Origin of the sequence: Aeromonas sp. R10-1, from assembly GCF_040908465.1 — a bacterium.
GTDB lineage: Bacteria > Pseudomonadota > Gammaproteobacteria > Enterobacterales > Aeromonadaceae > Aeromonas > Aeromonas caviae.
On record NZ_JBFODT010000025.1, the window covers coordinates 1 to 22,474 of the forward strand.

The 22,474-nt window shown below is 60.8% G+C and carries 21 protein-coding genes and 2 rRNA genes; 12 read left to right on the forward strand and 11 right to left on the reverse strand.

The genetic code is table 11. The features are described 5' to 3' along the window. The 3 genes from AB5Y93_RS13540 to AB5Y93_RS13550 form a co-directional block, all read left to right on the forward strand. Positions 1-75 (forward strand): 23S ribosomal RNA (locus AB5Y93_RS13540); the annotation flags it as partial. 83 nt (positions 76-158) lie between these two features. Continuing rightward, positions 159-273 (forward strand): 5S ribosomal RNA (rrf, locus tag AB5Y93_RS13545). 296 nt (positions 274-569) lie between these two features. Beyond that, positions 570-1,199: a LysE family translocator gene (locus tag AB5Y93_RS13550; RefSeq protein WP_368229619.1), complete on the forward strand. Its 630-nt coding sequence runs from the start codon at positions 570-572 to the stop codon at positions 1,197-1,199. An 82-nt stretch (positions 1,200-1,281) separates the two neighbouring features. On the opposite strand, the gene fis is transcribed toward AB5Y93_RS13550, so the two are convergent. Then, positions 1,282-1,578 (reverse strand): DNA-binding transcriptional regulator Fis, encoded by a 297-nt coding sequence (gene fis, locus AB5Y93_RS13555; protein WP_005309538.1) that lies wholly within the window; start codon positions 1,576-1,578, stop codon positions 1,282-1,284. Between the two features lie 25 nt (positions 1,579-1,603). Continuing rightward, a complete protein-coding gene (dusB, locus tag AB5Y93_RS13560) occupies positions 1,604-2,569 on the reverse strand; it encodes a tRNA dihydrouridine synthase DusB (RefSeq protein WP_010675552.1) in 966 nt (321 codons plus the stop codon). A gap of 290 nt (positions 2,570-2,859) precedes the next feature. Here dusB and AB5Y93_RS13565 point away from each other — a divergent pair, with 290 nt between their 5' ends. From AB5Y93_RS13565 to AB5Y93_RS13580, 4 genes are all read left to right on the forward strand, one after another. Continuing rightward, complete coding sequence (locus AB5Y93_RS13565) at positions 2,860-4,266, forward strand: TolC family protein (RefSeq protein ID WP_368229621.1); 1,407 nt, start codon at positions 2,860-2,862, stop codon at positions 4,264-4,266. 73 nt (positions 4,267-4,339) lie between these two features. Continuing rightward, positions 4,340-5,344, forward strand: coding sequence for an HlyD family secretion protein (locus AB5Y93_RS13570; RefSeq protein ID WP_080767988.1), 1,005 nt, complete (start codon positions 4,340-4,342; stop codon positions 5,342-5,344). Further along, complete coding sequence (locus tag AB5Y93_RS13575; RefSeq protein ID WP_368229623.1) at positions 5,344-6,480, forward strand: ABC transporter permease; 1,137 nt, start codon at positions 5,344-5,346, stop codon at positions 6,478-6,480. The genes AB5Y93_RS13570 and AB5Y93_RS13575 overlap by 1 nt, the downstream gene beginning before the upstream one ends. Then, positions 6,477-7,670, forward strand: coding sequence for an ABC transporter permease (locus AB5Y93_RS13580; RefSeq protein ID WP_368229624.1), 1,194 nt, complete (start codon positions 6,477-6,479; stop codon positions 7,668-7,670). The genes AB5Y93_RS13575 and AB5Y93_RS13580 overlap by 4 nt, the downstream gene beginning before the upstream one ends. Positions 7,671-7,726: 56 nt before the next feature. Here the strand turns inward: AB5Y93_RS13580 and AB5Y93_RS13585 are convergent, their stop codons facing one another. The 3 genes from AB5Y93_RS13585 to AB5Y93_RS13595 form a co-directional block, all read right to left on the reverse strand. Then, positions 7,727-8,362 carry an SDR family oxidoreductase gene (locus tag AB5Y93_RS13585; RefSeq protein ID WP_223920312.1) on the reverse strand — a complete coding sequence of 212 codons (636 nt, stop codon included), beginning with the start codon at positions 8,360-8,362 and terminating at the stop codon, positions 7,727-7,729. Between the two features lie 127 nt (positions 8,363-8,489). Beyond that, a complete protein-coding gene (locus tag AB5Y93_RS13590; protein WP_103243669.1) occupies positions 8,490-9,344 on the reverse strand; it encodes a DnaA/Hda family protein in 855 nt (284 codons plus the stop codon). A 72-nt stretch (positions 9,345-9,416) separates the two neighbouring features. Next, complete coding sequence (locus AB5Y93_RS13595) at positions 9,417-10,091, reverse strand: DnaT-like ssDNA-binding domain-containing protein (RefSeq protein ID WP_039041329.1); 675 nt, start codon at positions 10,089-10,091, stop codon at positions 9,417-9,419. A 275-nt stretch (positions 10,092-10,366) separates the two neighbouring features. Here AB5Y93_RS13595 and AB5Y93_RS13600 point away from each other — a divergent pair, with 275 nt between their 5' ends. Continuing rightward, on the forward strand, positions 10,367-11,338 hold the full coding sequence (locus tag AB5Y93_RS13600; protein WP_029314797.1) for a response regulator: 972 nt from the start codon (positions 10,367-10,369) through the stop codon (positions 11,336-11,338). A gap of 70 nt (positions 11,339-11,408) precedes the next feature. Here the strand turns inward: AB5Y93_RS13600 and AB5Y93_RS13605 are convergent, their stop codons facing one another. The 3 genes from AB5Y93_RS13605 to AB5Y93_RS13615 form a co-directional block, all read right to left on the reverse strand. Further along, the gene (locus tag AB5Y93_RS13605; protein WP_041212400.1) at positions 11,409-12,806 is read right to left on the reverse strand and encodes a peptide MFS transporter; all 1,398 of its coding nucleotides are present in this window, start codon (positions 12,804-12,806) and stop codon (positions 11,409-11,411) included. 213 nt (positions 12,807-13,019) lie between these two features. Further along, positions 13,020-13,931, reverse strand: coding sequence for a UTP--glucose-1-phosphate uridylyltransferase GalU (gene galU, locus AB5Y93_RS13610; RefSeq protein WP_010675542.1), 912 nt, complete (start codon positions 13,929-13,931; stop codon positions 13,020-13,022). A gap of 94 nt (positions 13,932-14,025) precedes the next feature. Then, positions 14,026-14,343, reverse strand: coding sequence for a ComEA family DNA-binding protein (locus tag AB5Y93_RS13615; RefSeq protein WP_048206972.1), 318 nt, complete (start codon positions 14,341-14,343; stop codon positions 14,026-14,028). A 164-nt stretch (positions 14,344-14,507) separates the two neighbouring features. Between AB5Y93_RS13615 and cysQ the strand changes: the two genes are divergently transcribed. Next, positions 14,508-15,278: a 3'(2'),5'-bisphosphate nucleotidase CysQ gene (gene cysQ, locus AB5Y93_RS13620; protein ID WP_103858541.1), complete on the forward strand. Its 771-nt coding sequence runs from the start codon at positions 14,508-14,510 to the stop codon at positions 15,276-15,278. Positions 15,279-15,338: 60 nt separating this feature from the next. Here the strand turns inward: cysQ and AB5Y93_RS13625 are convergent, their stop codons facing one another. The 3 genes from AB5Y93_RS13625 to AB5Y93_RS13635 all read right to left on the reverse strand — a co-directional run bounded on the left by AB5Y93_RS13625 (position 15,339) and on the right by AB5Y93_RS13635 (position 17,822). Next, entirely contained in the window at positions 15,339-15,635 is a 297-nt protein-coding gene (locus AB5Y93_RS13625; protein ID WP_010675539.1) for a YciI family protein, read from the reverse strand. A gap of 24 nt (positions 15,636-15,659) precedes the next feature. Continuing rightward, positions 15,660-16,211 (reverse strand): septation protein A, encoded by a 552-nt coding sequence (locus AB5Y93_RS13630; protein ID WP_368229626.1) that lies wholly within the window; start codon positions 16,209-16,211, stop codon positions 15,660-15,662. Between the two features lie 105 nt (positions 16,212-16,316). Next, positions 16,317-17,822, reverse strand: coding sequence for an aminotransferase class V-fold PLP-dependent enzyme (locus AB5Y93_RS13635; RefSeq protein ID WP_368229628.1), 1,506 nt, complete (start codon positions 17,820-17,822; stop codon positions 16,317-16,319). A 191-nt stretch (positions 17,823-18,013) separates the two neighbouring features. Between AB5Y93_RS13635 and AB5Y93_RS13640 the strand changes: the two genes are divergently transcribed. The 3 genes from AB5Y93_RS13640 to AB5Y93_RS13650 all read left to right on the forward strand — a co-directional run. Next, on the forward strand, positions 18,014-18,646 hold the full coding sequence (locus AB5Y93_RS13640; protein WP_039041319.1) for a hemolysin III family protein: 633 nt from the start codon (positions 18,014-18,016) through the stop codon (positions 18,644-18,646). A 121-nt stretch (positions 18,647-18,767) separates the two neighbouring features. Then, positions 18,768-20,429, forward strand: a complete 1,662-nt coding sequence (locus AB5Y93_RS13645; protein WP_010675535.1) for a putative transporter — start codon at positions 18,768-18,770, stop codon at positions 20,427-20,429. A gap of 222 nt (positions 20,430-20,651) precedes the next feature. Beyond that, the coding region (locus AB5Y93_RS13650) for a retention module-containing protein (protein ID WP_368229629.1) at positions 20,652-22,474 on the forward strand (1,823 nt) is incomplete at its 3' end.

The window sequence follows — 22,474 nt, forward strand, 5'->3', positions numbered from 1 at the left end:
CGTTGATAGGTGGGGTGTGTAAGCGTAGCGATACGTTGAGCTAACCCATACTAATTACCCGTGAGGCTTAACCATACAACACCCAAGAAGTGTTCAGAGACTTGTAGCAGATACCGAGAACGAATAACTAAATCAGCTTTTTCAGATTGAAGATTTTGCCTGGCGGCAATAGCGCAGTGGAACCACCTGACCCCATGCCGAACTCAGAAGTGAAACGCTGTAGCGCCGATGGTAGTGTGGCATTCGCCATGCGAGAGTAGGACACTGCCAGGCACCCAATACAAGAAACCCCGCTCACTCGAGCGGGGTTTTTTATTGCCTGTAATTTATTTTTTAGATAATAAGTCTGGCTAATGCACAAAATCCAGTGTATTACATCGATAAACATTGCTATTCAGCCAGTATCACTGCCTTTCAAACGGCTCAATCTCTCTTTCTCACCAGGTTGAGCGTCAAGTATCTCCGGCTCAAACGCTATTCCCTTCCTTGATAATCACTATCGCCGGAAACGGGAGTGACAAGTACTTCAGGATCCATAGACTGTTTCTTTCATGTACAAGGAGCTGTCTATGTTGGGGATCCACGATCTGGCGTTGTTTGTCGTTTCTGGCCTGCTGCTGAACATGATGCCTGGGCCTGACTCCCTGCTCATCATGCTGCGCAGCGGCTCCCAGGGATGGCGTGCAGGGTCCATGGCGGCATTGGGTATCGGGACAGGTACCATGGTGCATGTGTTGGCGGCAGCGCTGGGACTGTCTGCCCTGTTGAGTGCCTCTGCCGAGCTGTTTGCCGTCATCAAGCTGATGGGGGCGCTCTATCTGGTCTATCTCGGCGTGTCCATGCTCTGGCAGAGTGGCACTTCAACGTCTGTGGATGGGGCTGTGGTGCTGCCTGCGCTCTCTTATGGGCGCATCTTTCGGCAGGGGTTGCTCACCAATGTCCTTAATCCCAAGGTGGCGCTCTTCTTTCTCGCTTTTGTGCCCCAGTTCATCGAGCCCGCCTCACCGCAAAAGGCGATGGCGTTTATCGTACTGGGCTGCATCTTCAATCTCAACGGCATGATCTGGTGCCATCTGCTGGCGTTTTCCACCGCGTTTGCAAGCCGCAAGGTGCGACTGCCCGCCCGGGTGGCCACCTGGCTGAATCGCGTGATGGGGGGGCTGTTCATGGGGCTGGGTATCAAGCTGGCGGTGGAGTGAGCAGGTAAACACCGGGCATAGAAAAAGGCGTATCCCATCGCTGGGATACGCCTTCGTCTGCACTGCAGCAGAATGACCGGGATCAGTTCATGCCGTAACGCTTGAGTTTCTTGCGCAGGGTGCCGCGGTTGATGCCCATCATTACGGCGGCGCGAGTCTGGTTGCCACGGGTGTACTGCATGATCACGTCCAGCATGGGAGCTTCGACTTCGGAGAGAACCATATCGTACAGATCAATCACTTCCTGACCGTTCAACTGGGCCAGGTAGTTACGCAGGGCCTGTTGCACAGAGTCACGCAGGGGGCGTTGGGTCGGCTCGGCAGCGTGATTGTGAGTAGTTGTTACCAATGCATCAGAAGTCAGGGTTTGTTCGAACATATTCGGTCGGCTCTTTAGTTATGCGTTAACCTAATCCATCGAAATACGCTTCGAGTGCCTCGAGTTGTGCGTCTGCACAATCCAGGGCATTGAAGTGCTTACGGAATTCTCGGCCCGCCTCTTCTTCATCCAGATACCAACCCACGTGTTTACGGGCAATGCGCGCTCCCAGATAGGCACCGTAAAACTGGTGCAGATTGGTGACATGCTCGTTCATCAGGGTGCGAACCTCTTCCCTGTCGGGAGGCGGCAGCTTGGTGCCCGTTTCAAGAAAATGGCGGATTTCCCGGAAAATCCAGGGTCGTCCTTGCGCAGCACGGCCGATCATCACGGCGTCGACACCGGTATAGTCGAGGACATACCGGGCTTTCTCCGGGCTATCGATGTCGCCATTGGCGACAACAGGAATCGATACGGCCTGCTTAATCGCCCTGATAGTGTCGTACTCCGCTTCGCCCTTGTAGAGGCAGGCACGGGTACGACCATGCACGGCAAGGGCCGCGATACCGCAATCTTCGGCGATTCGGGCGATCTCCTCGCCATTGCGGTTATCCGGATCCCATCCTGTGCGGATCTTCAAGGTGACAGGTACTTCCACCGCATCCACCACGGCCCGGCAGATGGATCTGACCAGGTCTGGCTGACGCAGCAGGGCGGAACCTGCCAGCTTCTTATTCACTTTTTTTGCCGGACATCCCATGTTGATGTCGACGATCTGAGCGCCCTGCTCCACGTTGTAGCGGGCAGCAAACGCCATCATCTCGGGGTCGGCACCGGCAATCTGGACCGATCGCAAGCCGCCTTCAGCAGAGTGATCCATTCTCATCCGGGTTTTCTGGGTATCCCAGACATCCGGGTTGGCCAGCAGCATCTCGGAAACGGCCATACCGGCTCCCAAACGTAAACAAAGTTCACGAAATGGTCGGTCTGTTACACCGGCCATGGGGGCCACGATCAGGGGAGTTTCAAGCGTGTGGGGACCTATCTGCATTCCACGGTTACCATCGGCTTAGGGCGGCGTATATTACGCATTTTTTAGTCAGGAGAAAAGGTTAGTATTTGAGCGTCAGCCATTTTTTTCTGAAAAAAACGTCGCGCCAAGGCTTGCAAATTCAGGAGTGCTTGAAAATCGGACATATTGTCTGTGACCATGGTCAGGGGGGCGCGAGTGAGGGGGATGGTGATTTGTGAGTCTCCCTCTCAAGCCGGTTTAGGCTATGATAGCGGGCCTGAATTGAGCAAAGGCTCTACACAATTTTATTACAAACGGATCGGGGATGTATGACGGTAAAGTTCATCAAGTCGCTCTGCCCATGCCTGCTGGGTGTCGTGCTGGGGTCGGCCCAGGCGCAGACGGTCAGCTTTACCGAGGCCTGGAGTCGGGTCATCCAGCAGGATGACGGCTTGGCGGCAGAGCAGGCCGGGGTGGAGAGGGCCCAGCAACTGCGGGAAGCGGCCAAGGCCATGTACCTGCCCAAGGTGGATGTGGGGGCCAGCTATACCCATCTCGATCAGCCGATGGAGCTGGACATGCTGGATCTCAACCCCATCGCCAATCATCCGGAATTCGGCAAGGTGCTGGGGCCTGTGATGCAGGCACTCAACCTCAGCCCGAGCGATTTTGTCACCCCCCTCACCAAGCAGAACGTGGTGACCAGTTCGGTCAAGATGCTATGGCCGCTCTTTACCGGCGGGCGCATCGATGCGGCCCAGGATATTCGTCAGGCCCAGGTGAGTGAGGCTGAGCAGTTGCTGGTGCTCAAACAGCAGTCCACCTTCGAGAGCCTCTCCCAGACCTACTTCGGGGTGGTGCTGGCGGCGCAGGTGGTGCAGACCAAGCAGGAGATTGAGCAGGGACTGGCACACCATCTGGATCATGCCAAGAAGCTCGAAGCCCAGGGGCAGATCGCCAAGGTGGAGCGCCTGTCGGCCCAGTCTGCCTATGACAGGGCACGCATCGATACCCAGAAGGCCAGGCGCAGCCTGGAGATCGCCCAGCTGGCGCTCGGCCACATGCTCAAGCTCAAGCAGGCTGAGCCCAATACCGCCCTCTTCATCAACGAAGGGATGCCAGCCTTGTCTCCCTTCGTGGAGGAGACCCTGTCGGTGCATCCCGGTCTCAAGCTGTTGACGGCCAAGAAGGAGCAGGCCCAGGGGATGATCAAGCTGGAGAAGGGCAAATACGCCCCCGAGCTCTTCCTGTTCGGCAACTACAACCTCTATGAAGATGATTCCATCGTCTCCAAGACCACACCGGACTGGCTGGTTGGTGTCGGGGTCAGCATGCCGCTGGTGAGTCGTGATGGCCGCTCCGAGACGGTCCAGGCGGCCAAGAGCGCCGAACTCCAGGTCAACCTGCTGCAAGCCAAGACCCGCCAGGATCTGGAGCTGCTGGTCGAGAAGACCTGGCGCGAGGCTGCCCAGGGACTGGAGGAGTATCACTCTCTCTCCTCGACCCAGGCGCTGGCCGAGGAGAACGTGCGGTTGCGTGACAAGGCATTCGGTCAGGGGCTCTCCACTTCCCTCGATGTGGTCGATGCCCAGACCCAGCTTGCCGGGGTCAAGACCCAGCGCTCCGCCGCCGCCTATCAATACGTGATCTCCCTGGCCCGCCTGTTGGCACTCTCCGGTCAGATGAACAGTTTCAACCAGTATCAGCATGGCCAGGCGATCGAGGTGAACTCATGATCGCGCTCTCTTCCACTCCGTTATTCATGTCCGTTTCGACCGTCAAGGGTCGCCCGTTTGCCGAGGTGAATTCATGAGTCATCCCCCCATCAAGAAGAAGATGAGCCAGGGCAAGCCCTGGTTGCTGCCACTGGCGCTGGTATTGCTTGTGCTCTGGCTTGGCTGGCGCTTCTGGCTGGCCTATCAGCCGGAGCCGGTGCGTCTGCAGGGGCAGATAGAGGCGCAGCAGTATTCGGTCTCTTCCAAGGTGGCGGGCCGCATCGACGAGGTGCTGGTGAAGAAGGGGGATCAACTGGCCAGGGGCCAACTGGCGTTCACTCTGGCGAGCCCGGAGATCGAGGCCAAGCTGAGTCAGGCCAAGGCCGGGCAGGCCGCGGCGGGTGCCATGGCCGAAGAGGCCGAGAAGGGGGCGCGAGTGCAGCAGATCGCGGCCGCCAAGGATCAGTGGCAACAGGCCAAGGCGGCTGCCCTGCTTCATGGCAAAACCTACGAGCGCATTGCCAGCCTGCATCGGGATGGCGTGATGTCGCTGCAAAAGCGTGACGAGGCCTGGACCGCCTGGCAGGCGGCGAAGTACAGCGAGGGCATGGCCTGGCAGCAATACCAGATGGCGCTGGAAGGGGCGCGGGAAGAGACCAAGATCGCGGCCCGCGAGCAGGCCAAGATGGCGGCTGGCGGCGTTGCGGAAGTGGAAGCCTATCTGGCCGATACCCGCATCGCCAGCCCACACGAGGGGGAAGTTGCCCAGGTGCTGTTGCGTAGCGGCGAGCTGGCTCCCCAGGGCTTCCCCGTGGTGACCCTGCTAGACATGAAGGATGCCTGGGCCCAGTTCCATGTCCGTGAGGACCTCTTGCCAAGGTTCCCGGTCGGTACCGAGTTTGATGCCCGTATTCCCGGCCTGGGGGATCAGCTGGTGCGCTTCAAGGTGACCCATGTGGCCGTGATGGGGGATTTCGCCACCTGGCGTGCCACCGACACCCGCCAGGGGTTCGACATGAAAAGCTTCCAGGTGGAAGCGCGCCCCTTGCAGCCGGTTGACGGGCTGCGGGTCGGCATGAGCGTGCTGGTCGAGCTCTGATGGGGCGCGAATGGCGGTTGCTCTGGCAGGACCCGTTCGGCCGGGTGCTGGCGAGCTGGGTCCCCTTGCTGCTGATAGGGATCCTGTGCTGGATCTTTTCAGCCGGCCTGGCGCGGGATCTCAAGGTCGGTCTGGTGGATCTGGATCGCAGCACCCTCTCCCGGCAACTGGCGTTCTCTCTCGATGGCTCCGCCGGGCTCAAGGTCGCCCAGCAGTTTGATTCCATCAACGCAGGGGCCAGGGCACTGCGAGGGGGGGACATCTATGCCCTGGTGGTGATCCCCCATCATCTGGAGCGGGATGCCCGCGAGGGGACCCAACCCAGGGTGACCGTGTTCAACAATGGCCAGTTCATCCTGATTGCCAAGCTGGTCAACTCCGCACTGGCCCAGGTGGTGGGAACTCTCAATGGCCAGGTAGGGGTGTTGGAGGCCATGGCCGACGGCAAGGCGCTGCCCGGCGCCCTTGGGCAATCGGTTCCCATCGCGAGCCAGGTGACGGCGCTCTACAACATCAACTCCAGCTATGCCCAGTTTCTGCTGAGTGCCCTGTTACCGGCGGTGTGGCAGATCCTGGTGGTGCTCTATGGGCTGAACGCCCTGGCCCGCACCGATCGCCTCGGGTTGGACTGGACCACCAGAGGGGTCTGGTTCGGCCTCTGGCGTACCCTGCTGCCCCACGTGCTCATCGGCTGGGGGTGGGGGCTGGCGTGGAGTCTGCTGCTGTTCAAGGGGCTTGGGTACCCCATGCAAGGCAGTTGGCTGGTGCTGACGGCGGGGCTGGGACTGGCGTCGGCCGCTTGCGTCACCATGGGGGCCTTCTTCTACGCCATCATCCGGGATCCGGCGCGGGCGCTCTCTCTGGCCGGCGCCTACACGGCGCCGGGATTTGCCTTCATGGGGGTCACCTTTCCGGTCAGCGCCATGGGGGATGTGGCCCAGTTCTGGCGCAGCCTGCTGCCCATCTCCCACTATGTTGAGCTGCAGATCGGGCAAACCAACTACGGTCAACCGTTGACGGCGGCCCTGCCCCAGCTCGGGGCCCTGCTGCTGTTTCTGCTGCCCCTGCTGCTGGTGGTACACCGCTACCGGACGCCGTCGGGCGCGGCCCTGCCCCATGAGGAGTCCAGGCCATGATGGGATTCTGGGATCTGGTGCGCCTTGAGCTGCGCACCCTCTTGGCGGATCGCGCCATCATGCTGACCCTGTTTGGCGGCGTCTTCTTCTACTCCTTCCTCTACCCCCAGCCCTACCTGCACCAATTGCCCAGGGAAGAGCCCGTGGTGGTGGTCAACGAGGATGGCAGCCAGCTCTCCCGCCAGCTGGAGTTCATGGCCGATGCCACGGCGCAGGTGAAACTGGTGGCCCGTGCCGGTTCGCTCGACGAGGCCCGCCAGATGATGCTGACCGGCAAGGCGAGCGGCATTTTGCACATTCCCCGCCACTTCTATCGGGATCTGATGCTGGGCAGGAGCGTGACCCTGGGTTATGCCGGGGATGCCTCCTACTTCTTGGTCTATGGCACCATTGCCGAAGGGCTGGCCCAGGCAGGGGGCACGCTCGCCGCCCAGGTGAAGGTGGCCAGGTTGCTGAGCCAGGGCGAGGCGCTGCCCCAGGCCGCCATGGGCTGGAACGCGGTGGCCCTCAATGTGCTGCCGGTATTCAACCCCACCATGGGCTATGTGAACTACGTGGTGCCTGCGGTATTCGTGCTGATCCTGCATCAGGTGTTGCTGATGGGGACCGGCATCCTGGGGGCGACCCAGAACCAGCGCAGCCGCCGTGGCGAGTCAGGCTACTGGCAACATGCTCCCGTGCCGGCCTTGTTGCTGGTCCGCACCCTGGTGGTGGGGGCTCTTTTCGTCCTTCCGGTGACCTACTTCTTCGGCTTCTGCTTCGATCACTACGGTATTGCCCGCACCGCTGTACCCGGCGAACTCTGGCTCTTTACCCTGCCGTTCCTGTTGGCCACCACCTGGCTCGGGATCGTGCTCGGCGCCCTGTTCACCCGCCGTGATCTACCGACCCAGGTGGTGCTTGTCTCCTCTTTGCCGCTGGTCTTCCTGGCCGGCTTTATCTGGCCCCTTGAGCTCATCCCGGCCCCCCTCAACTGGCTGGCCCAGTGGGCACCGAGCACGCCGGCCATCGAGGGATTCCTGCGCCTCAATCAGATGGGGGCCGACTTTGCCCAGGTCTCCCGCTACTGGTGGCAGTTGTGGGGACTGGCGCTGCTGTATGGCGCTCTGGCGTGCTGGTTGCTCCGCTGGCGTCAACCGTGCCCTGCAACGCGGCCGGATGATGGGGCGACAGCGTCTTCCACCGACTAGGCGCCTTGCAACAACACGGTCAGCCACTGGGCTGACCGTGTTGCCATTCACAGGGATCATGGCTGATTCAGACCCGGATCGCCGATGGCATAGATCTGGCCGCACGCCTCCTGGTCGGTGAGCAGTTGCAAACCCCTTATCGCCACATCTTGGCGCCTGACCAGGCCATGCCTCTCTAGCCCCTGGCTCAGGATGGCCTGACCCGTGGGCTCCCCATCCTGCAACCCTGCGGGGCGTAAAATGGTCCACTCAAGGGTGCTGGTCTGCAGCCAGCTTTCCGCCAGGCTCTTGAGGCGTACCTCGTGTCCGAAGGCGGCGCGAGCCCGCTCGGGCAGGTATTGCCAGCTGTCGCCACAACCGAGGGAGGTGACCAGCAGCAGGCGGCTGAGCCCGGCGCGCTCCATCTCGTCGATCACATGGCGGTTGCCCTGATAATCCACCGGTGCACTCTGGCGAAAGCTGCCGAGGGTGGAGACTACCCGGGCATCCCTGCCCGCCAAGCGGCAAGCCTGGGCCACGGCCAGGGGGTCCAGGGCATCTCCGATGACGACCTCGACTCCCAGGGTATGCAGCTCGCTGGCCATGTCGGCATGGCGCACCAGGGCAACGACCCTGTGGCCCAGTTGCAGTGCGTGGTCGGTGAAGGCGCGGCCCAGTCCGCGACTGGCACCGAAGATGAGTGTGGTTGGCATGACAGGCCCTCTCGAACAAAAGAGCAAGCCTAGAGCCTGGATGGCTCTCTGTAAATGAGAGTGGTTTTTATTTGTGAGGTGCAGGGGATATGAAGGGCCGGACATCAGGGACGCCGGCCCGACGGGATCAACCGTTGTAATGGCCGATGCTGGGACGGCGGCTGGGTCCGCTCAGGTGGATGTCCACCGGATTGAACGCCTTGATCGCCTCATAGCTGAAATCACCGATGGCCTGATGCAGGCTCTGGGGGCTGTGGTTGGTGATGATGATGACGCTTTTGGACAGGTTGCGACGACGGCGCAGCAGGTGGCCGAGGAAGCTGGACTGACTCTCGGCCATCTTGGCGCGGTTGGCCGCCACCTCGTCGATGATCAGCAGGTCCACCTCTTCCAGGGCGCGGCGGTACTGGTTGCGCTCCTCCTGATCCTGGATGACGTTGAAGAAGAGCCTGTCCACGATGGAGGCCCACTGCTGGAAGATCACCGACTTCTGGTGGCGCGCGATCAACTCGTGGGCCACGGCGCCCGCCAGGGTGGATTTGCCGGTGCCGTAATCGCCGTAGATCAGCATGCAGCCCCCGCCGCTCTTCTCCCAGTGCTCGAAACCGCTGATGAAGTAGCGGGCTGTCTCGATGGGGTATTGCAGGGCCGGGTCACCGGAATCCATCTTGTCGAAGATCCAGTCCGGATTGAGGTCGGCCTGGGCGATCAGCTTCTGGATCCGCTCCTGGCGGGCGGCCTTCTGCAACTCGCGCACTTCGGCATTGGCCTTGGCGTCGTACTCCTTGCGCAGGGTCTCGTAGTCGTACTGGCTGCCGCCGGTTGCGGCCCGCAGTCGGAGAATACGTTCCTGCAGGCTGCTGACGTGACGCTTGAGCTCGGGATCATGAGCCCGTTGCTCCTGTCTCGCCTTGGCGATTTTCTGGCGTTTGGCCTCGATCTCTTCCAGTGCCTGGCGCATCGGGTCGTGCGGATCTGTCATGGAATTCTCCTTCTGCTAGGGCTGTGGCTGGATGGGCAGGGGGTCAATAGTGCACTTCGTGGCCGCCTGGTATCAATCATTCTCCGGCTCCTGAGCTTGTGCCAGCCGTTTGGCCTCATCGATCATCTCTTGCGCCCGGCGGCTCGGGCCAGCCTCTACCGGGGCTGGCGCGACCTGCTGGTACCCGGTGACCACGGTCGCCGGGCGGCGGGCGTAGCGCCGACTCTTGAGGGCCCGAATAAATTTCAACATCCACTGGTGCTGGGAGTCGAACACCTCGGGGCGGCCGAGCCAGTAGGCGATGAACTCCCCGAGATCCTCTTCGCTGTAGCTGGCATCGATCACCCCGCACAGGCGTGCGAGAGCAGGCAGTTCTTCGTCCGGACGCCACTGCAGGTGCATCTGGAACGGGCGTGCCGGCAGGGGGCTGCGCACCCGCTGGCTCAGCAACGGCAACTGGAAAGGGCACTGGTGGTAGTGCTCACTGTCAGCCTGGGCCTCGACCTGAAGCAGTTCGGCCTCCATCAGTTCGTCGAGCAGCTCGGTCAGCTGGCGAGCGTTGACCTGATAGCTGAAACCACCGGGATTGCCCGGATCGACGACAGCCAGTGCCCGGCCAAGCTCGGGATAGTTGAGTCGGGCCAGCCGATTTTCCAGCACCAAGCGGCGCAGTTGCAGGGTATAGAGGCTGCGGGCCGGATGGGAGAGTCTGGGATGGGCGAGGGCGCTGTATTCGGCTGGCGTCATGGTCTGCTTCACGATCTGGAGTGGAGGGCATTATCCCTCATGGCGGTGCCTCATACAATTCATGGTGCCGACCTGCGAGATAACGGCTGCCGGGCGACGGTTGCCGACCATCTCTGCGCAAGGGGGCGAGCAAAATAGTCGGACCATTTCAAACGCTTGGCAGATACCAAGGCCAGCCCGGCTCGCTGCTCGACAATATTGTGTGGCGGTATCCAGCGCCCATGATCTAGTCTTAATGCTCAAATAACCATTTGACTAATAAGAGCTTTGTCAAGATGTCAAAAGCCGGACTACGGATCTTGGTGGTAGAAGACGAAGCGGTTTTTCGCCACTCACTGGTATCTTATCTCGAGCACGACGGGGCCTGCGTCTTTCAGGCAGAAGACGGGATTGAGGGGCTCTCTGCCGCCGCGCTCTATCACCCCGATGTGGTGTTGTGTGATCTGAACATGCCGAACATGGATGGCCATGAGGTGATTGCCTGCCTCACCGCCCGCTATCCACAGGTGCCCGTCATCGTCATCTCCGGTCAGGATCAGATGGCTGCGATCGAGCGTGCGCTGCGGGCGGGGGCCAGGGACTTCTTCATCAAACCGGTGAATGACTATGAGCAGATCCGCCGCAGCATCGAGCAATGCCTGACAAACCTCGGGCATCAGAGCCAGCAGCTGGAACTGATGGAGCACATCGACTTCTTCCGTGGCCACGATCTGGCGAGCAGCCGGCTGCTCGCCTGGTTGGCCCCCCCTGGCATGCAGGAGTGGGGGCCCTGGCAGGTCACCTTTGCCGGCATGGGCAATCTCTTCATCCCGGATACCTTCAAACTGGACGACAAGCTGCTGGTACTGGTGATGGAATTGCCCATCCTCGGTGTGGATGCGGCCTTCTGTGGTGCCTTGGTGCGATCCCTGATGAACGGCCCCTATCGCCAATACCAGCAACAAGAGAGCCTGCTGTTGACCCAGCCACACCGATTGCTGGATTACCTCAACCTGCAACTGCTGGAGTCGGGCCTGCGTCACTCCTTTGCCATGGCGGCCCTGCTGTTCGATCAGGAGGATGGGCTGCTTTTTGCAAATGCCGGGCTCACCTCACCTCACTGGTTGATGCGTGCAGGGGGGTTGCCGCTCGGCTTGATGCGCAGCAGTCGCTACACGTTGCACAGGCGAAGCTGGCACGAGCCCTTTGATCTGCAGTTTCGCAGTGACAGCGGCAGCGCCCTGACGATGCAGGTTCGTCACCACTGACGCCGTGAAGTGAACACATGCAAACAGGGCGCCCATGGGCGCCCTGTTTGGTCTCTGCTGTCCTGACCGGTCAAACGGTCGCAGACTGCAGTTTCTGCTCTTGTTCTTCGGGCTCTTTGGCCGGGCCTTCGGCACCGTGCATCCAGTAGACCAGGCGGTTGGCCATGGTCAGCAGGATGAGGGCGCTGATCACGGCGGCCAGTGCGATGCCACCGAAGATGGCCATGGCGCCGGATTCGCCGACGAAGGAGCCGATGAAGCCGGCGGCATAGTTGGCCAGGGCCACGAAACCGAACCAGGCACCCATCATCAGGGAGGCCAGGCGCAGCGGAGCCAGCTTGGTCACCATGGAGAGACCGATGGGAGAGAGGCAGAGCTCGCCCAGGGTATGGAACAGGTAGGCACCGACCAGCCAGAACATGGAGGTCTTGACAGCCTGATCACCACCTTGCTCCAGCACGGCACCGATCATGAACAGGAAGCCGACGGCCAGGAACAGCAGGCCCATGGCGAATTTCACCGGGGAGTTCGGCTCTTTCTTGCCGAGCTTGATCCAGATGGCGGCCACGACAGGGGCCAGGGTGATGATGAAGAAGGGGTTCAGGGACTGGAACCAGGCGGTCGGCACTTCGAAGCTGCCGATCATGCGGTCGGTATACTCCTGGGCATACAGGTTCATCAGACCACCAGCCTGCTCGAAGCCGGCCCAGAAGATGATGGTGAACAGGCCCAGTACCAGGATCACCTTGATGCGATCCACTTCCTGTTTGGTCAGGGGCGCTTTTTGCTCCTTGGAGCGCTGCAGGGCGGCACGCTGGGCGGCGGGCACACGGCCGATGTCGCCAAGGAAACGCTGGGCCATGGTGGCCTGCACGACCAGGGAGAGCAGCATGCCGATACCGGCGCTGACGAAGGCGGCTTGCCAGCCATAGGCGGTGGCGGCGGCGCCGCAGATCACGCCGGCCAGCAGGGAGCCCAGGTTGATGCCCATGTAGAAGATGGTGAAGGCGCCGTCACGACGGTGATCCCCTTCTTTATACAGGTCGCCCACCATGGTGGAGATGTTCGGTTTGAACAGGCCGTTGCCCACGATCAGCAAGCCAAGGCCGGCATAGAAGACGGTGTTGACCATGTCAGGGAACATGGCGTGAGGCAGTGCCAGGGTAAACTGGCCGGCGGCCATCAGCACGGCACCGAACAGGATGGCACGGCGCTGGCCCAGGAAGGTATCAGCGAGCCAGCCGCCGATGATGGGGGTGATGTAGACCAGACCGGTATAGATGCCGTACAGCTTGAGGGCGTCGGCCTGGGTCCAGCCCATGCCACCGTTGGCGGTCAGGTCGGTCAGATAGAGGACGAGCACGGCACGCATGCCGTAATAGGAGAATCTCTCCCACAGTTCGGTACTAAAGAGCAAAAAAAGCCCTTTAGGGTGACCTAAAAAGGTCCCTTTGGACGGGTTATTCATTGGAACTTCCACCTGTGTCTTATATTTTTTTAGAAATTTTATGCAAGGGCTAGGAACAAGCCTTAATCCTTATAGAACAAGCGACTTTAAATTACAATATTATGATTTAGCGATATTTTATCTATCAATGGTTGAATATTTGTTTATAAAATGAAAAAGGGCATCGAATGATGCCCAGTTTTTTATTCTGCTTATCTTGTAAATATTCAGAGATTACAGCTCTTTGGCAAACTGCTTCAGCCAGCTGGTGAATTCTTTGCTGAGTTCCCGATGGCGCACGGCGTATTCCACATTGGCCTTCATGTAACCGAGCTTGCTGCCGCAATCGTGGCTGCGTCCCTTCATGAAGTAGGCATTGACCTGCTCCTTTTCCATCAGCATGGCGATGGCATCGGTCAGCTGGATCTCGTCGCCGGCGCCGGCCGGGGTTTTTTCCAGCAAGGGCCAGATATTGGCGGAGAGCACATAGCGACCGACCACGGCCAGGTTGGACGGGGCTTCATCCCGGGGCGGCTTCTCGACGATGGCCTGCATCGGCAGGGACATGCCTTCGCTCAGGGCCTCCCCCTTGATGTCGGCGATGCCGTATTTGTCCACTTCGCTCTCGGGGACGGCTTCCACCATGATCTGGCTGATCTGCTCCTCTTCGAACAGATGCACCATCTCCGCCAGGTTGTCCTGCTTCAGATCGCTGGCCACCTCGTCGATGAGCACATCCGGCAGCAGCACGGCGAAGGGTTGATCCCCGATGAGGGGGCGGGCACACAGTACTGCATGACCCAGGCCTTTTGCTTCCCCTTGACGCACGTGCATGATGGTGACGTCTTTGGGACAGATGTGCTGAACCTCTTCCAGCAGTTGGCGCTTGACCCGCTTCTCCAGGGTCGCTTCCAGCTCGAAGCTCTTGTCGAAGTGGTTCTCGATGGAGTTCTTGCTTGAATGGGTCACCAGGATGATCTCCTTGATGCCGGCGGCGATGGCTTCGCGCACCACATACTGGATCAGCGGCTTGTCGACCACGGGCAGCATCTCCTTGGGGATGGCCTTGGTGGCGGGCAGCATGCGGGTACCCAGACCGGCAACGGGGAGAACGGCCTTGCGAACAACGAGCGGTGTCTTTTTCATGGAGTGAGTCCGAAGATACAAAGTGGGCTCATGATACCCGAAGAAAAATAGGGCAGCCACAGGCTGCCCTTGGGATGACAGGGATTCAAACCGGTTACTTGACGATAATCATGTCCCGGTTTGCTTCCAGCGTGGCAGGTCCGATGCCACTGACGTCCGCCAGTTGATCGACGGAGGTGAACTTGCCCTGCTTCTCCCTGTGGTCGATGATGGCCTGTGCCTTCTTCTCGCCAATGCCCTTCAGGGCGGTGAGCTCGCCGGCACTGGCGGTATTGAGATTGATCTTGCCGCTCTCCTTGACTTGGGTGGTGGCCACAGGCTTGGTCGCCGCCTTGTCGGCGGCCAGCAGAGGTTGGCTCAACAGGGGGAGGCAGCCCAGCAGCAGTGCGGCGATCAGGGTCTTTCTGTTCATGGTCTCACGTCCTTATGTAGTGCCGTATGGCTATAGAAAGCTAGTCAAGGTGCGCCACTTTTCGTCTGTTAGAATTAGCAGGGAATAACTCAGGCGAATCGGCTATAAGCCGAAGATACTCACTCGGTTACACTGACCAACCCTTTGAGCGAGAACTCTTTTCCATGTATCTACCCGCCATTTCCGAACTGGAGCCCATCGCCCGCGCCGCCGGTGAGGCCATCATGTCCATCTACAGCCAGCCCTTTGCGGTGGAGTACAAGCAGGACGAGAGCCCGCTGACGGCGGCGGACAAGGGGGCTCACGAGGTGATCGTTCAGGCGCTGGCCCGTCTCACTCCCGATATCCCGGTGTTGTCGGAAGAGTCCTCCCCCGAGGTGATGGCTGCGCGACTCGGCTGGTCCCGTTACTGGCTGGTGGATCCTTTGGATGGCACCAAGGAGTTTGTCTCCCGCAACGGCGAGTTCACGGTGAATATCGCCCTGATTGAACAGGGGACCCCGCGCTGGGGGCTGGTCTATGCCCCGGTACTGGACAAGCTCTGGTATGGGGGCAAGGGGATTGGCGCCTGGCGTGTGGCTGATGGCAGGCACGAGGCCATCCAGACCCGCCCTCATGACGCTGGGCAAGTGTGGCGCGTGGTGGGCAGTCGCAATCACCTGTCGCAGGAGACACTCGAGTATCTGGCCCGTTTTGGCGAACTGGAGCGGGGCGAGATCGAGCTGGTTTCCATGGGCAGCTCTCTGAAGTTTTGCATCATTGCCGAGGGGGAGGCCGAGCTTTACCCGCGGCTCGCACCGACCTGCGAGTGGGATACGGGGGCTGCTCAGGCGGTACTGGAAGGGGCGGGGGGCAGCGTCACCCAGCTCGATGGTTCGCCGCTTTGCTACAACAAGCCCGATATCCTCAATCCCTGGTTTGTGGCCAGGGCATGAGTCAGAAGATGCAAAAAGGCCGGACAGTGTCCGGCCTTTTTCTTGTCAGCCTTGATGGGCTCAGAAGACTTTCTTGAACGGTTTGATGGTCACCCTGGCGTAGACCCCCGCCGCGACATAGGGGTCCGCATCGGCCCAGGCCTGGGCGTCGGCCTGGCTGGCAAAGTCGGCGATGACGGTGCTGCCGGTGAAGCCCGCATCGGCCGGATCCTCGGCATCGATGGCCGGGTTGGGGCCGGCCGTCAGCAGGCGGCCCTCATCCTGCAAGGCTTGCAGGCGGGCCAGGTGGGCAGGGCGTGCCAGCTTGCGCTGGGGCAGGCTGCCCGCGACATCTTCGGAGTAGATCAGATACCACATGGAACAATCCCTTTCTGGTTGCGGTTATTTTTTCTGTTCTGCGTTCTGCTCGGCCGGCATGTGGCGATAGAGATAGACGCCGCTGAGCAGGGTGAAGACCAGGGTCATGCCCAGCAGGCCGAACACCTTGAAGTTGACCCACATCTCCTGGGAGAGGTTGAAGGCCACGTAGAGGTTGAGCAGGCCGCACAGGGTGAAGAAGCCGACCCAGCCGAGATTGACGTTGTCCCAGACCCAGTCGGGGGCTTGGAGCTCCTTGGCCAGCATCTGCTTGATGAGGTTCTTGCCAAAGCCATAGCGGCCGATGAGCAGGGCGAGGGCAAAGAGCATGTTGATGACGGTCACCTTCCACTTGATAAAGGCATCGTCGTGGAAGAAGACGGTGAGGCCGCCGAAGAAACCGACCAGCACGAAGGTGAACAACTGCATCTTCTCGACCCGGCGATAGCGAAGCCAGCTGTACAGGAGTTGCAGGCCAGTGACGACCACCAGGGCGCCAGTGGCGGTGTAGATGTCGTAAAACTTGTAGACCGCGAAGAAGACGATCAGGGGGATGAACTCGATAAACTGCTTCATGCTGGGCTCTAACCTCAAAATTTCACTCAGTGTACCTGCCCGTCAGACAACGGCAAATGAATAAGACCGTCCATTCTGCAGGCAGTTCCTTCCCGGGGCTGCGGGTTACTCGAACAGCTGGCTGGCAATCTGGTTGCCAAGGCGCACCTGATCGTCCAGCAATGCGCGTATGTCTGCTTCCTCGATGAGGGGGTTGAGCAGGACGGCGCGCAGCAGCGTGAGTGGTTGCTCGCCATAGCGGGAGACTGCGCGCTGGGTGCGTGAGACGAAGCTGTGCCCTTCGGCGCGCTGGGCTTTTTGCAGGGCGACGTTGAAGAGATTGATCTCTTCGTTGGCCGCCACATCGGGCACCTGACCTTGCAGGTGGGGCGGAATGCACCGGTAGGAGAGCAGGTTCATGACAGGTGCCGACATCAGCTCGAAGGCGGGGCTGGCGTCGATGAGCGCGGCCATTCGCCGCGCCCTGTCGTAGTTGGCGTCGATGAGTTGGGCATAACCCTGCTGCCCCAGCATCTGGAAGGCGGCATCCAGATAGAGCGCGTTGGCGGGACGGGTCCCCTCCAGAGTGAAGCGACCCTGATCGAAGGAGGTGGCGCGGATGGCGTAGGGAGCCTCGCGCTTCACCGTCATCATCAGGTCCGGTTGGCGGCAGAGCAGCATGCCGGTACCGAGCGGGACCAGCAACTGCTTGTGACCGTCAAGGGTGACGGTATCGGCGTGCTCTATCCCCGTAAGCAATCCCTGATAGCGGGGCGAGAAGAGGGTCGGCCCCCCCCAGGCCGCGTCCACGTGGAAGTGGATTTGCTCGCGCCGGGCGATGGCGGCCAGTTCCGGCAGCGGGTCGACGGAGCCAAAATCCGTGCTGCCAGCCACGCCGACCAGCGCCAGCACCTTGAGCTTCTGCTCCCTGCATTGTTGAAGGGCCTGTTCCAGTGCCGCCAGACTGAGCCGATTGTGCTCGTCTGTGTCGAGACGCCAGACGCTGCGAGCCCCGAGTCCCAGCAGATCCATCCCCTTGTCGAAGGAGTAGTGCATCAGCCGCGAGCCCAGAATGACGGCGCCGCGATAGCCCTGCTCGGCGAGGGCGAACAGGTTGTCGCCACAGGCCCGGTTGCGGGCCAGCCAGAGGGCGGTGACGTTGGCGATGGTACCGCCACTGGTCATGACGCCGAGGGCTGCATCCTTGGCATGCATCTGGGCTGCATAGAAGGCGTCGTCCTGGCGGTAGACCAGACGGTGCAGCTTGGCCAGCACTTCCCGCTCCAGAAAGCTCAGCAAACGGGAGGACTCCATCTTCATCGGGTTCTGGTTGAGCATCACCAAGAGCCGGGAGAGCTCGGCGGTGAAGGCCGGCAGCGGCGCCGTCATGTGTCCCATGTAGCGGGGAGAGGTGAGGTGCGATGCCCCGGGTACCAGGGTGGCGAGCCGCGCCAGATAGTCCCAGGGAGAGATGCCGATGGCGGGCATGCACGACTGATCGAGCTGGTGGGTGAAGCTGCCCCGCTGATAGGGGGCCTGACTGTCGTCGGAATGATGGAAATGCTCCAGCAGGGCCGTCATGGCCTTGCCGAAATCAGGATCCGGTTGTGTAAACAGTTCAGTGAGCTTCATCGGGTTCTCCAGACCAGATTGTCGGGCAGACGCGGCCATCCGCATGGGCGGCGTCGGCGGCAGAGCATACACCAAAGGGGCGGGGGGCACAGCCATCTCTGGCCCTCCCTCTCCTTGCTCCTTTATTTTCAGCTAACACTTGTAGCCTGAAACGTCCGCCGCTAGAGTGGGCCGGTAATGGGTTGGAGGTAATGATGGATGTGACGGGGTACTCCCCACGGGAAGAGTGGGCGAATCGCCTCAGCCATGGGCTGGGGCTGCTGCTGGGCGGGCTGGGACTGGTCTTGCTGCTGCACAAGGGGTGGGATCAGGGGCCCAGGGTACTGCTGAGCTACGGCGTCTACGGTGCCAGCCTTGTATTGCTCTATCTCGCCTCGACGCTCTACCACAGCGTGAGCTCGGTGGCGGCCAGACGCTGGAGCAAGCTGTTCGATCACTGCGCCATCTATCTGCTGATCGCTGGCACTTATACCCCCTTCCTGCTGGTGGCGCTCGATACGCCGCTGGCGCAAGGACTGATGGTGGTGATCTGGGGGCTGGCCCTGGCGGGGGTCGTGTTCAAGCTGATCTTCATCAATCGCTTCAAGAAGGTGTCGCTATTTACCTATCTGATGCTGGGCTGGTTGTCGTTGGTGGTCATCTACCAGCTCTATCTGCATCTGGATGGTACCGGGCTCCTGCTGCTGGGGCTGGGTGGTCTCATCTACAGCCTGGGAGTGATCTTCTATGTGGCCAAGCGCATCCCCTACAACCACGCCATCTGGCACCTGTTTGTGCTGGGGGGCAGTCTGTGCCACTTCATGGCCATTTATGGCTACATCTGATGGCTAACCCTTAATTGGTATTTTTGTGCTCATGAAAGCCTGAATTCGTGCGGCACCCCACAGTTGCCCCCTTCGTTTGCTGACAAGCTAGTGCCAGTTCAGTTTGGAAAGGATGCAAACGATGAGTGAGATCGCGCTTTCCATCAGCATGCTGTCGCTGGTGGCAGTGCTGGGGCTCTGGCTGGGAAACTGGCGAGTCTATGGCGTGGGGTTGGGTATTGGCGGGGTGCTGTTCGGCGGCATCATAGTGGGCCACTTCGCCGGCTTGTCCGGCTTGAAGCTGGATGAGCAAACACTTCATTTTATTCAGGAATTCGGCTTAATCCTGTTCGTCTACACCATAGGCATCCAGGTCGGTCCCGGCTTCTTCTCCTCCTTGCGCAGTTCGGGTCTCAAGCTCAATGGCTTCGCTGCCCTGCTGGTTCTGCTCGGCTGCCTGGTGGCGGCAGCGTTGCACCAGCTGTTCGATGTACCGCTGCCGGTGATCCTCGGGGTCTTTTCCGGGGCAGTGACCAATACCCCGTCCCTGGGGGCTGGCCAGCAGATCCTGGCCGAGCTGGGGGCGGATCCTGGATCCACAGGCCTGATGGGGATGGGCTATGCGGTGGCCTACCCGTTCGGGATCTGCGGCATCCTGCTCACCATGTGGCTCATCAGGATGTTCTTCCACATCAAGATCGAGGAGGAGGCGGTCGCTTTCGAGCAGCAGGCTGGCAAGACCAAGGAGAGTCTGCAAACCATCAACATTGCCGTGCGCAATCCCAATATGCATGGCCTGATGCTCCGCGAGATCCCGAGTCTGGACGAGGCGGACGTCATCTGTTCCCGCCTCAAGCGTGGCGACGAGCTGATGGTGCCAAAGCCCGACTCGCGCATCGAACTTGGCGACCTGCTGCACCTGGTGGGGGAGCGCCATGCCCTGCACAAGGTGCTGCTGGTGCTTGGAGAGGAGGTAGACACCTCCCTCTCCACCCGCGGGACCGATCTGCGGGTCGAGCGGGTGGTGGTCACCAATGAGCAGGTGCTCGGAAAGCGGATCCGCGATCTCGACATCAAGCAGAAATACGATGTGGTCATCTCGCGCCTGAATCGGGCCGGCATCGAGCTGGTGCCGACCAGTCAGACCAGTCTGCAGTTCGGTGATATCCTGAACTTGGTGGGGCGGCTCGATGCCATCGAGGCGGTCACCAGCGTGGTGGGCAACGTGCAGCAGAAACTGCAGCAGGTGCAGATGCTGCCTGTCTTCATCGGCATCGGGTTGGGGGTATTGCTCGGATCCATTCCCTTCTACCTGCCGGGTTTCCCGGCGGCGCTCAAGCTGGGGCTGGCAGGGGGACCGCTGGTGGTGGCGCTCATCCTGTCTCGTATCGGCAGCATCGGCAAGCTCTACTGGTTCATGCCGCCGAGCGCCAACCTGGCGCTGCGGGAAATAGGTATAGTGCTCTTTCTGGCGGTGGTAGGATTCAAGTCCGGGGCCGGCTTCATCGACACCCTGATCAACGGCGACGGTCCCGCATGGATGATGTACGGTGTGGCAATCACCCTCATCCCGCTGCTGCTGGTGGGTGTGCTGGCACGCCATTATGGCAAGCTCAACTACCTCACGCTGTGCGGTCTGCTGGCCGGCTCGATGACGGATCCTCCCGCTCTGGCATTTGCCAACGGCATGCACCCCACCAGTGGCGCCAGCGCACTCTCTTACGCGACCGTCTACCCCCTGGTGATGTTCCTGCGGATCATCTCGCCCCAACTGCTGGCCATCCTGCTCTGGGCCGGTGTCTGACACCTCACGAGACGGGAGCCGATGAGGCTCCCGTCTTCGTTTTGTCACAATTGATGCTATTGATTTAATTAATTTTATTCATCTTCGGCATCCCTTCGTTTTCACCCCGAAACCCGGCTTCATTTCGGTCTGTTCATTCGATTTTTCTCACTGGTTTATGGCCTGATAAACGGGCACATTGGAGGCTGGAGCAATATGCCCTTCGATATTTCAGGAGAAACCATGAGCAATCAGCGCATCGTATTGGATCAGGATGTCGTCGTTACCCACTTGCAAGGCAAAATGTATCTGGTCGCCGCCGACGGGAGCCAGAGACTCGTTGCAGAAGGCGATGTACTGCCCAAGGATGCGGTATTGCTTGCGCCCGAAGGGGCCAGTTTCCAGGGAGGGGAGACCACGTTCACCCTGGGTTCCGGCGAGCGCCCCGAACAGGGTGACGCCGTGCTGGCGAACGCGGGTACGCCCGATGACATCGCCGCCTTGCAGCAAGCGATTCTGGACGGGACCGACCCCACCAAGGCATTCGAGGCGTCGGCGGCGGGCGGAGCCCCGGCCGCAGGCAATGCGGGGGGCGTGGCTGGTGCCAGCGGCAACGGCGGTTTCGTCACTATCGATCGTACCGGTGATGCAACCATCTCCAGCGCAGGCTTTGACAGTGCGAACCCGGCTGGCGCGGCGCCGCTGGTGGATGCGCAAAGCAGTGAGGATGAGCTGGTCGACCTCACCGCTCCCGTCATCACCGTCTCTGCCCCCGACAACACCAACGATCGGACGCCGACCCTGACCGGTACCACGGATGCCCCTGCTGGCAGCACGGTGACTCTGGTGGTGACCGATGCCAATGGCAATCAGCAGACCCTGACCGCTACGGTACAACCGGATGGCAGCTTCAGCGTGGATGTCACCACACCGCTGGCCGAAGGGGGCTATCAGGTGACGGCCTCCGTGACCGATCCGGCCGGCAACACCGGCACCGCGACCGATGATGGCAGCGTGGACACTACGGCTCCGATCGTGACGGTGAATGCACCGGACAATACCAATGACAACACCCCGACCATCACGGGGACCACGGACGCCGCCCCCGGCAGCACGGTGACCCTTACGGTGACCGATGCCAACGGCAATCAGCAGACCCTGACCGCCACGGTACAACCGGATGGCAGTTACAGTGCGGATGTCGTGACGCCGTTGCCAGATGGGGGCTATGACGTGACTGCCAGCGTGACTGATCCTGCTGGCAACAGAGGCACGTCGAGCGACGATGGTAGCGTGGACACCACGGCGAACATCACGGTGAGCCTGGATGACGTGAACGCGGCCAATGTGGCCAACACGCCCATCAGCGGCACCTCCGATGTCGGCCCGAACCGCACCGTGACCCTGGTGATCAGCGATGCCACTGGTAAGAGCGTGACAGTCACTGCCGTCACCGATGCCGACGGCAACTACCAGACCCGCGCCGATCTGAGCGGGCTGGCGGATGGCAACCTGACCGTGGTGGCCAGCGTTACCGACGCGGCGGGCAACCCGGCCAGCGCCACCGACGACACTACCTTGCTCGATACCACTCCACCGAATGCCAGCATCACCCTGGATGGCAACATCACCCCTGACGATGTGATCAACGCGGCCGAGTCCAAGCAGGACATCGCCGTGACCGGTCGCGTGGGTGGCGACGTGAAAGAGGGCGACACCGTCACCCTGACCGTCAATGGCAAGGCCTTCACCGGTCTGGTCTTGGCCGACAAGACTTTCAGCATCAATGTGCCGGGTAGCGACCTGGTGGCCGATGGGGACAAGGTGATCGACGCCAAGGTGACCACCACCGACGCGGCGGGCAACAGCACCACCGTGACCGATACTGAGGGTTACAGCGTCGACACCCAGGCCCCGAGCGTGGTGGTCCACATCGCCGACGACCAGCTGACCGTGGGCGAGACCAGCGACGTGACCTTCACCTTCAGCGAGAAGGTGACCGGGTTCGAGCTGGATGATCTGACCGTGGTGGGCGGCACTGTTACCGACCTCAAGACCACTGACGG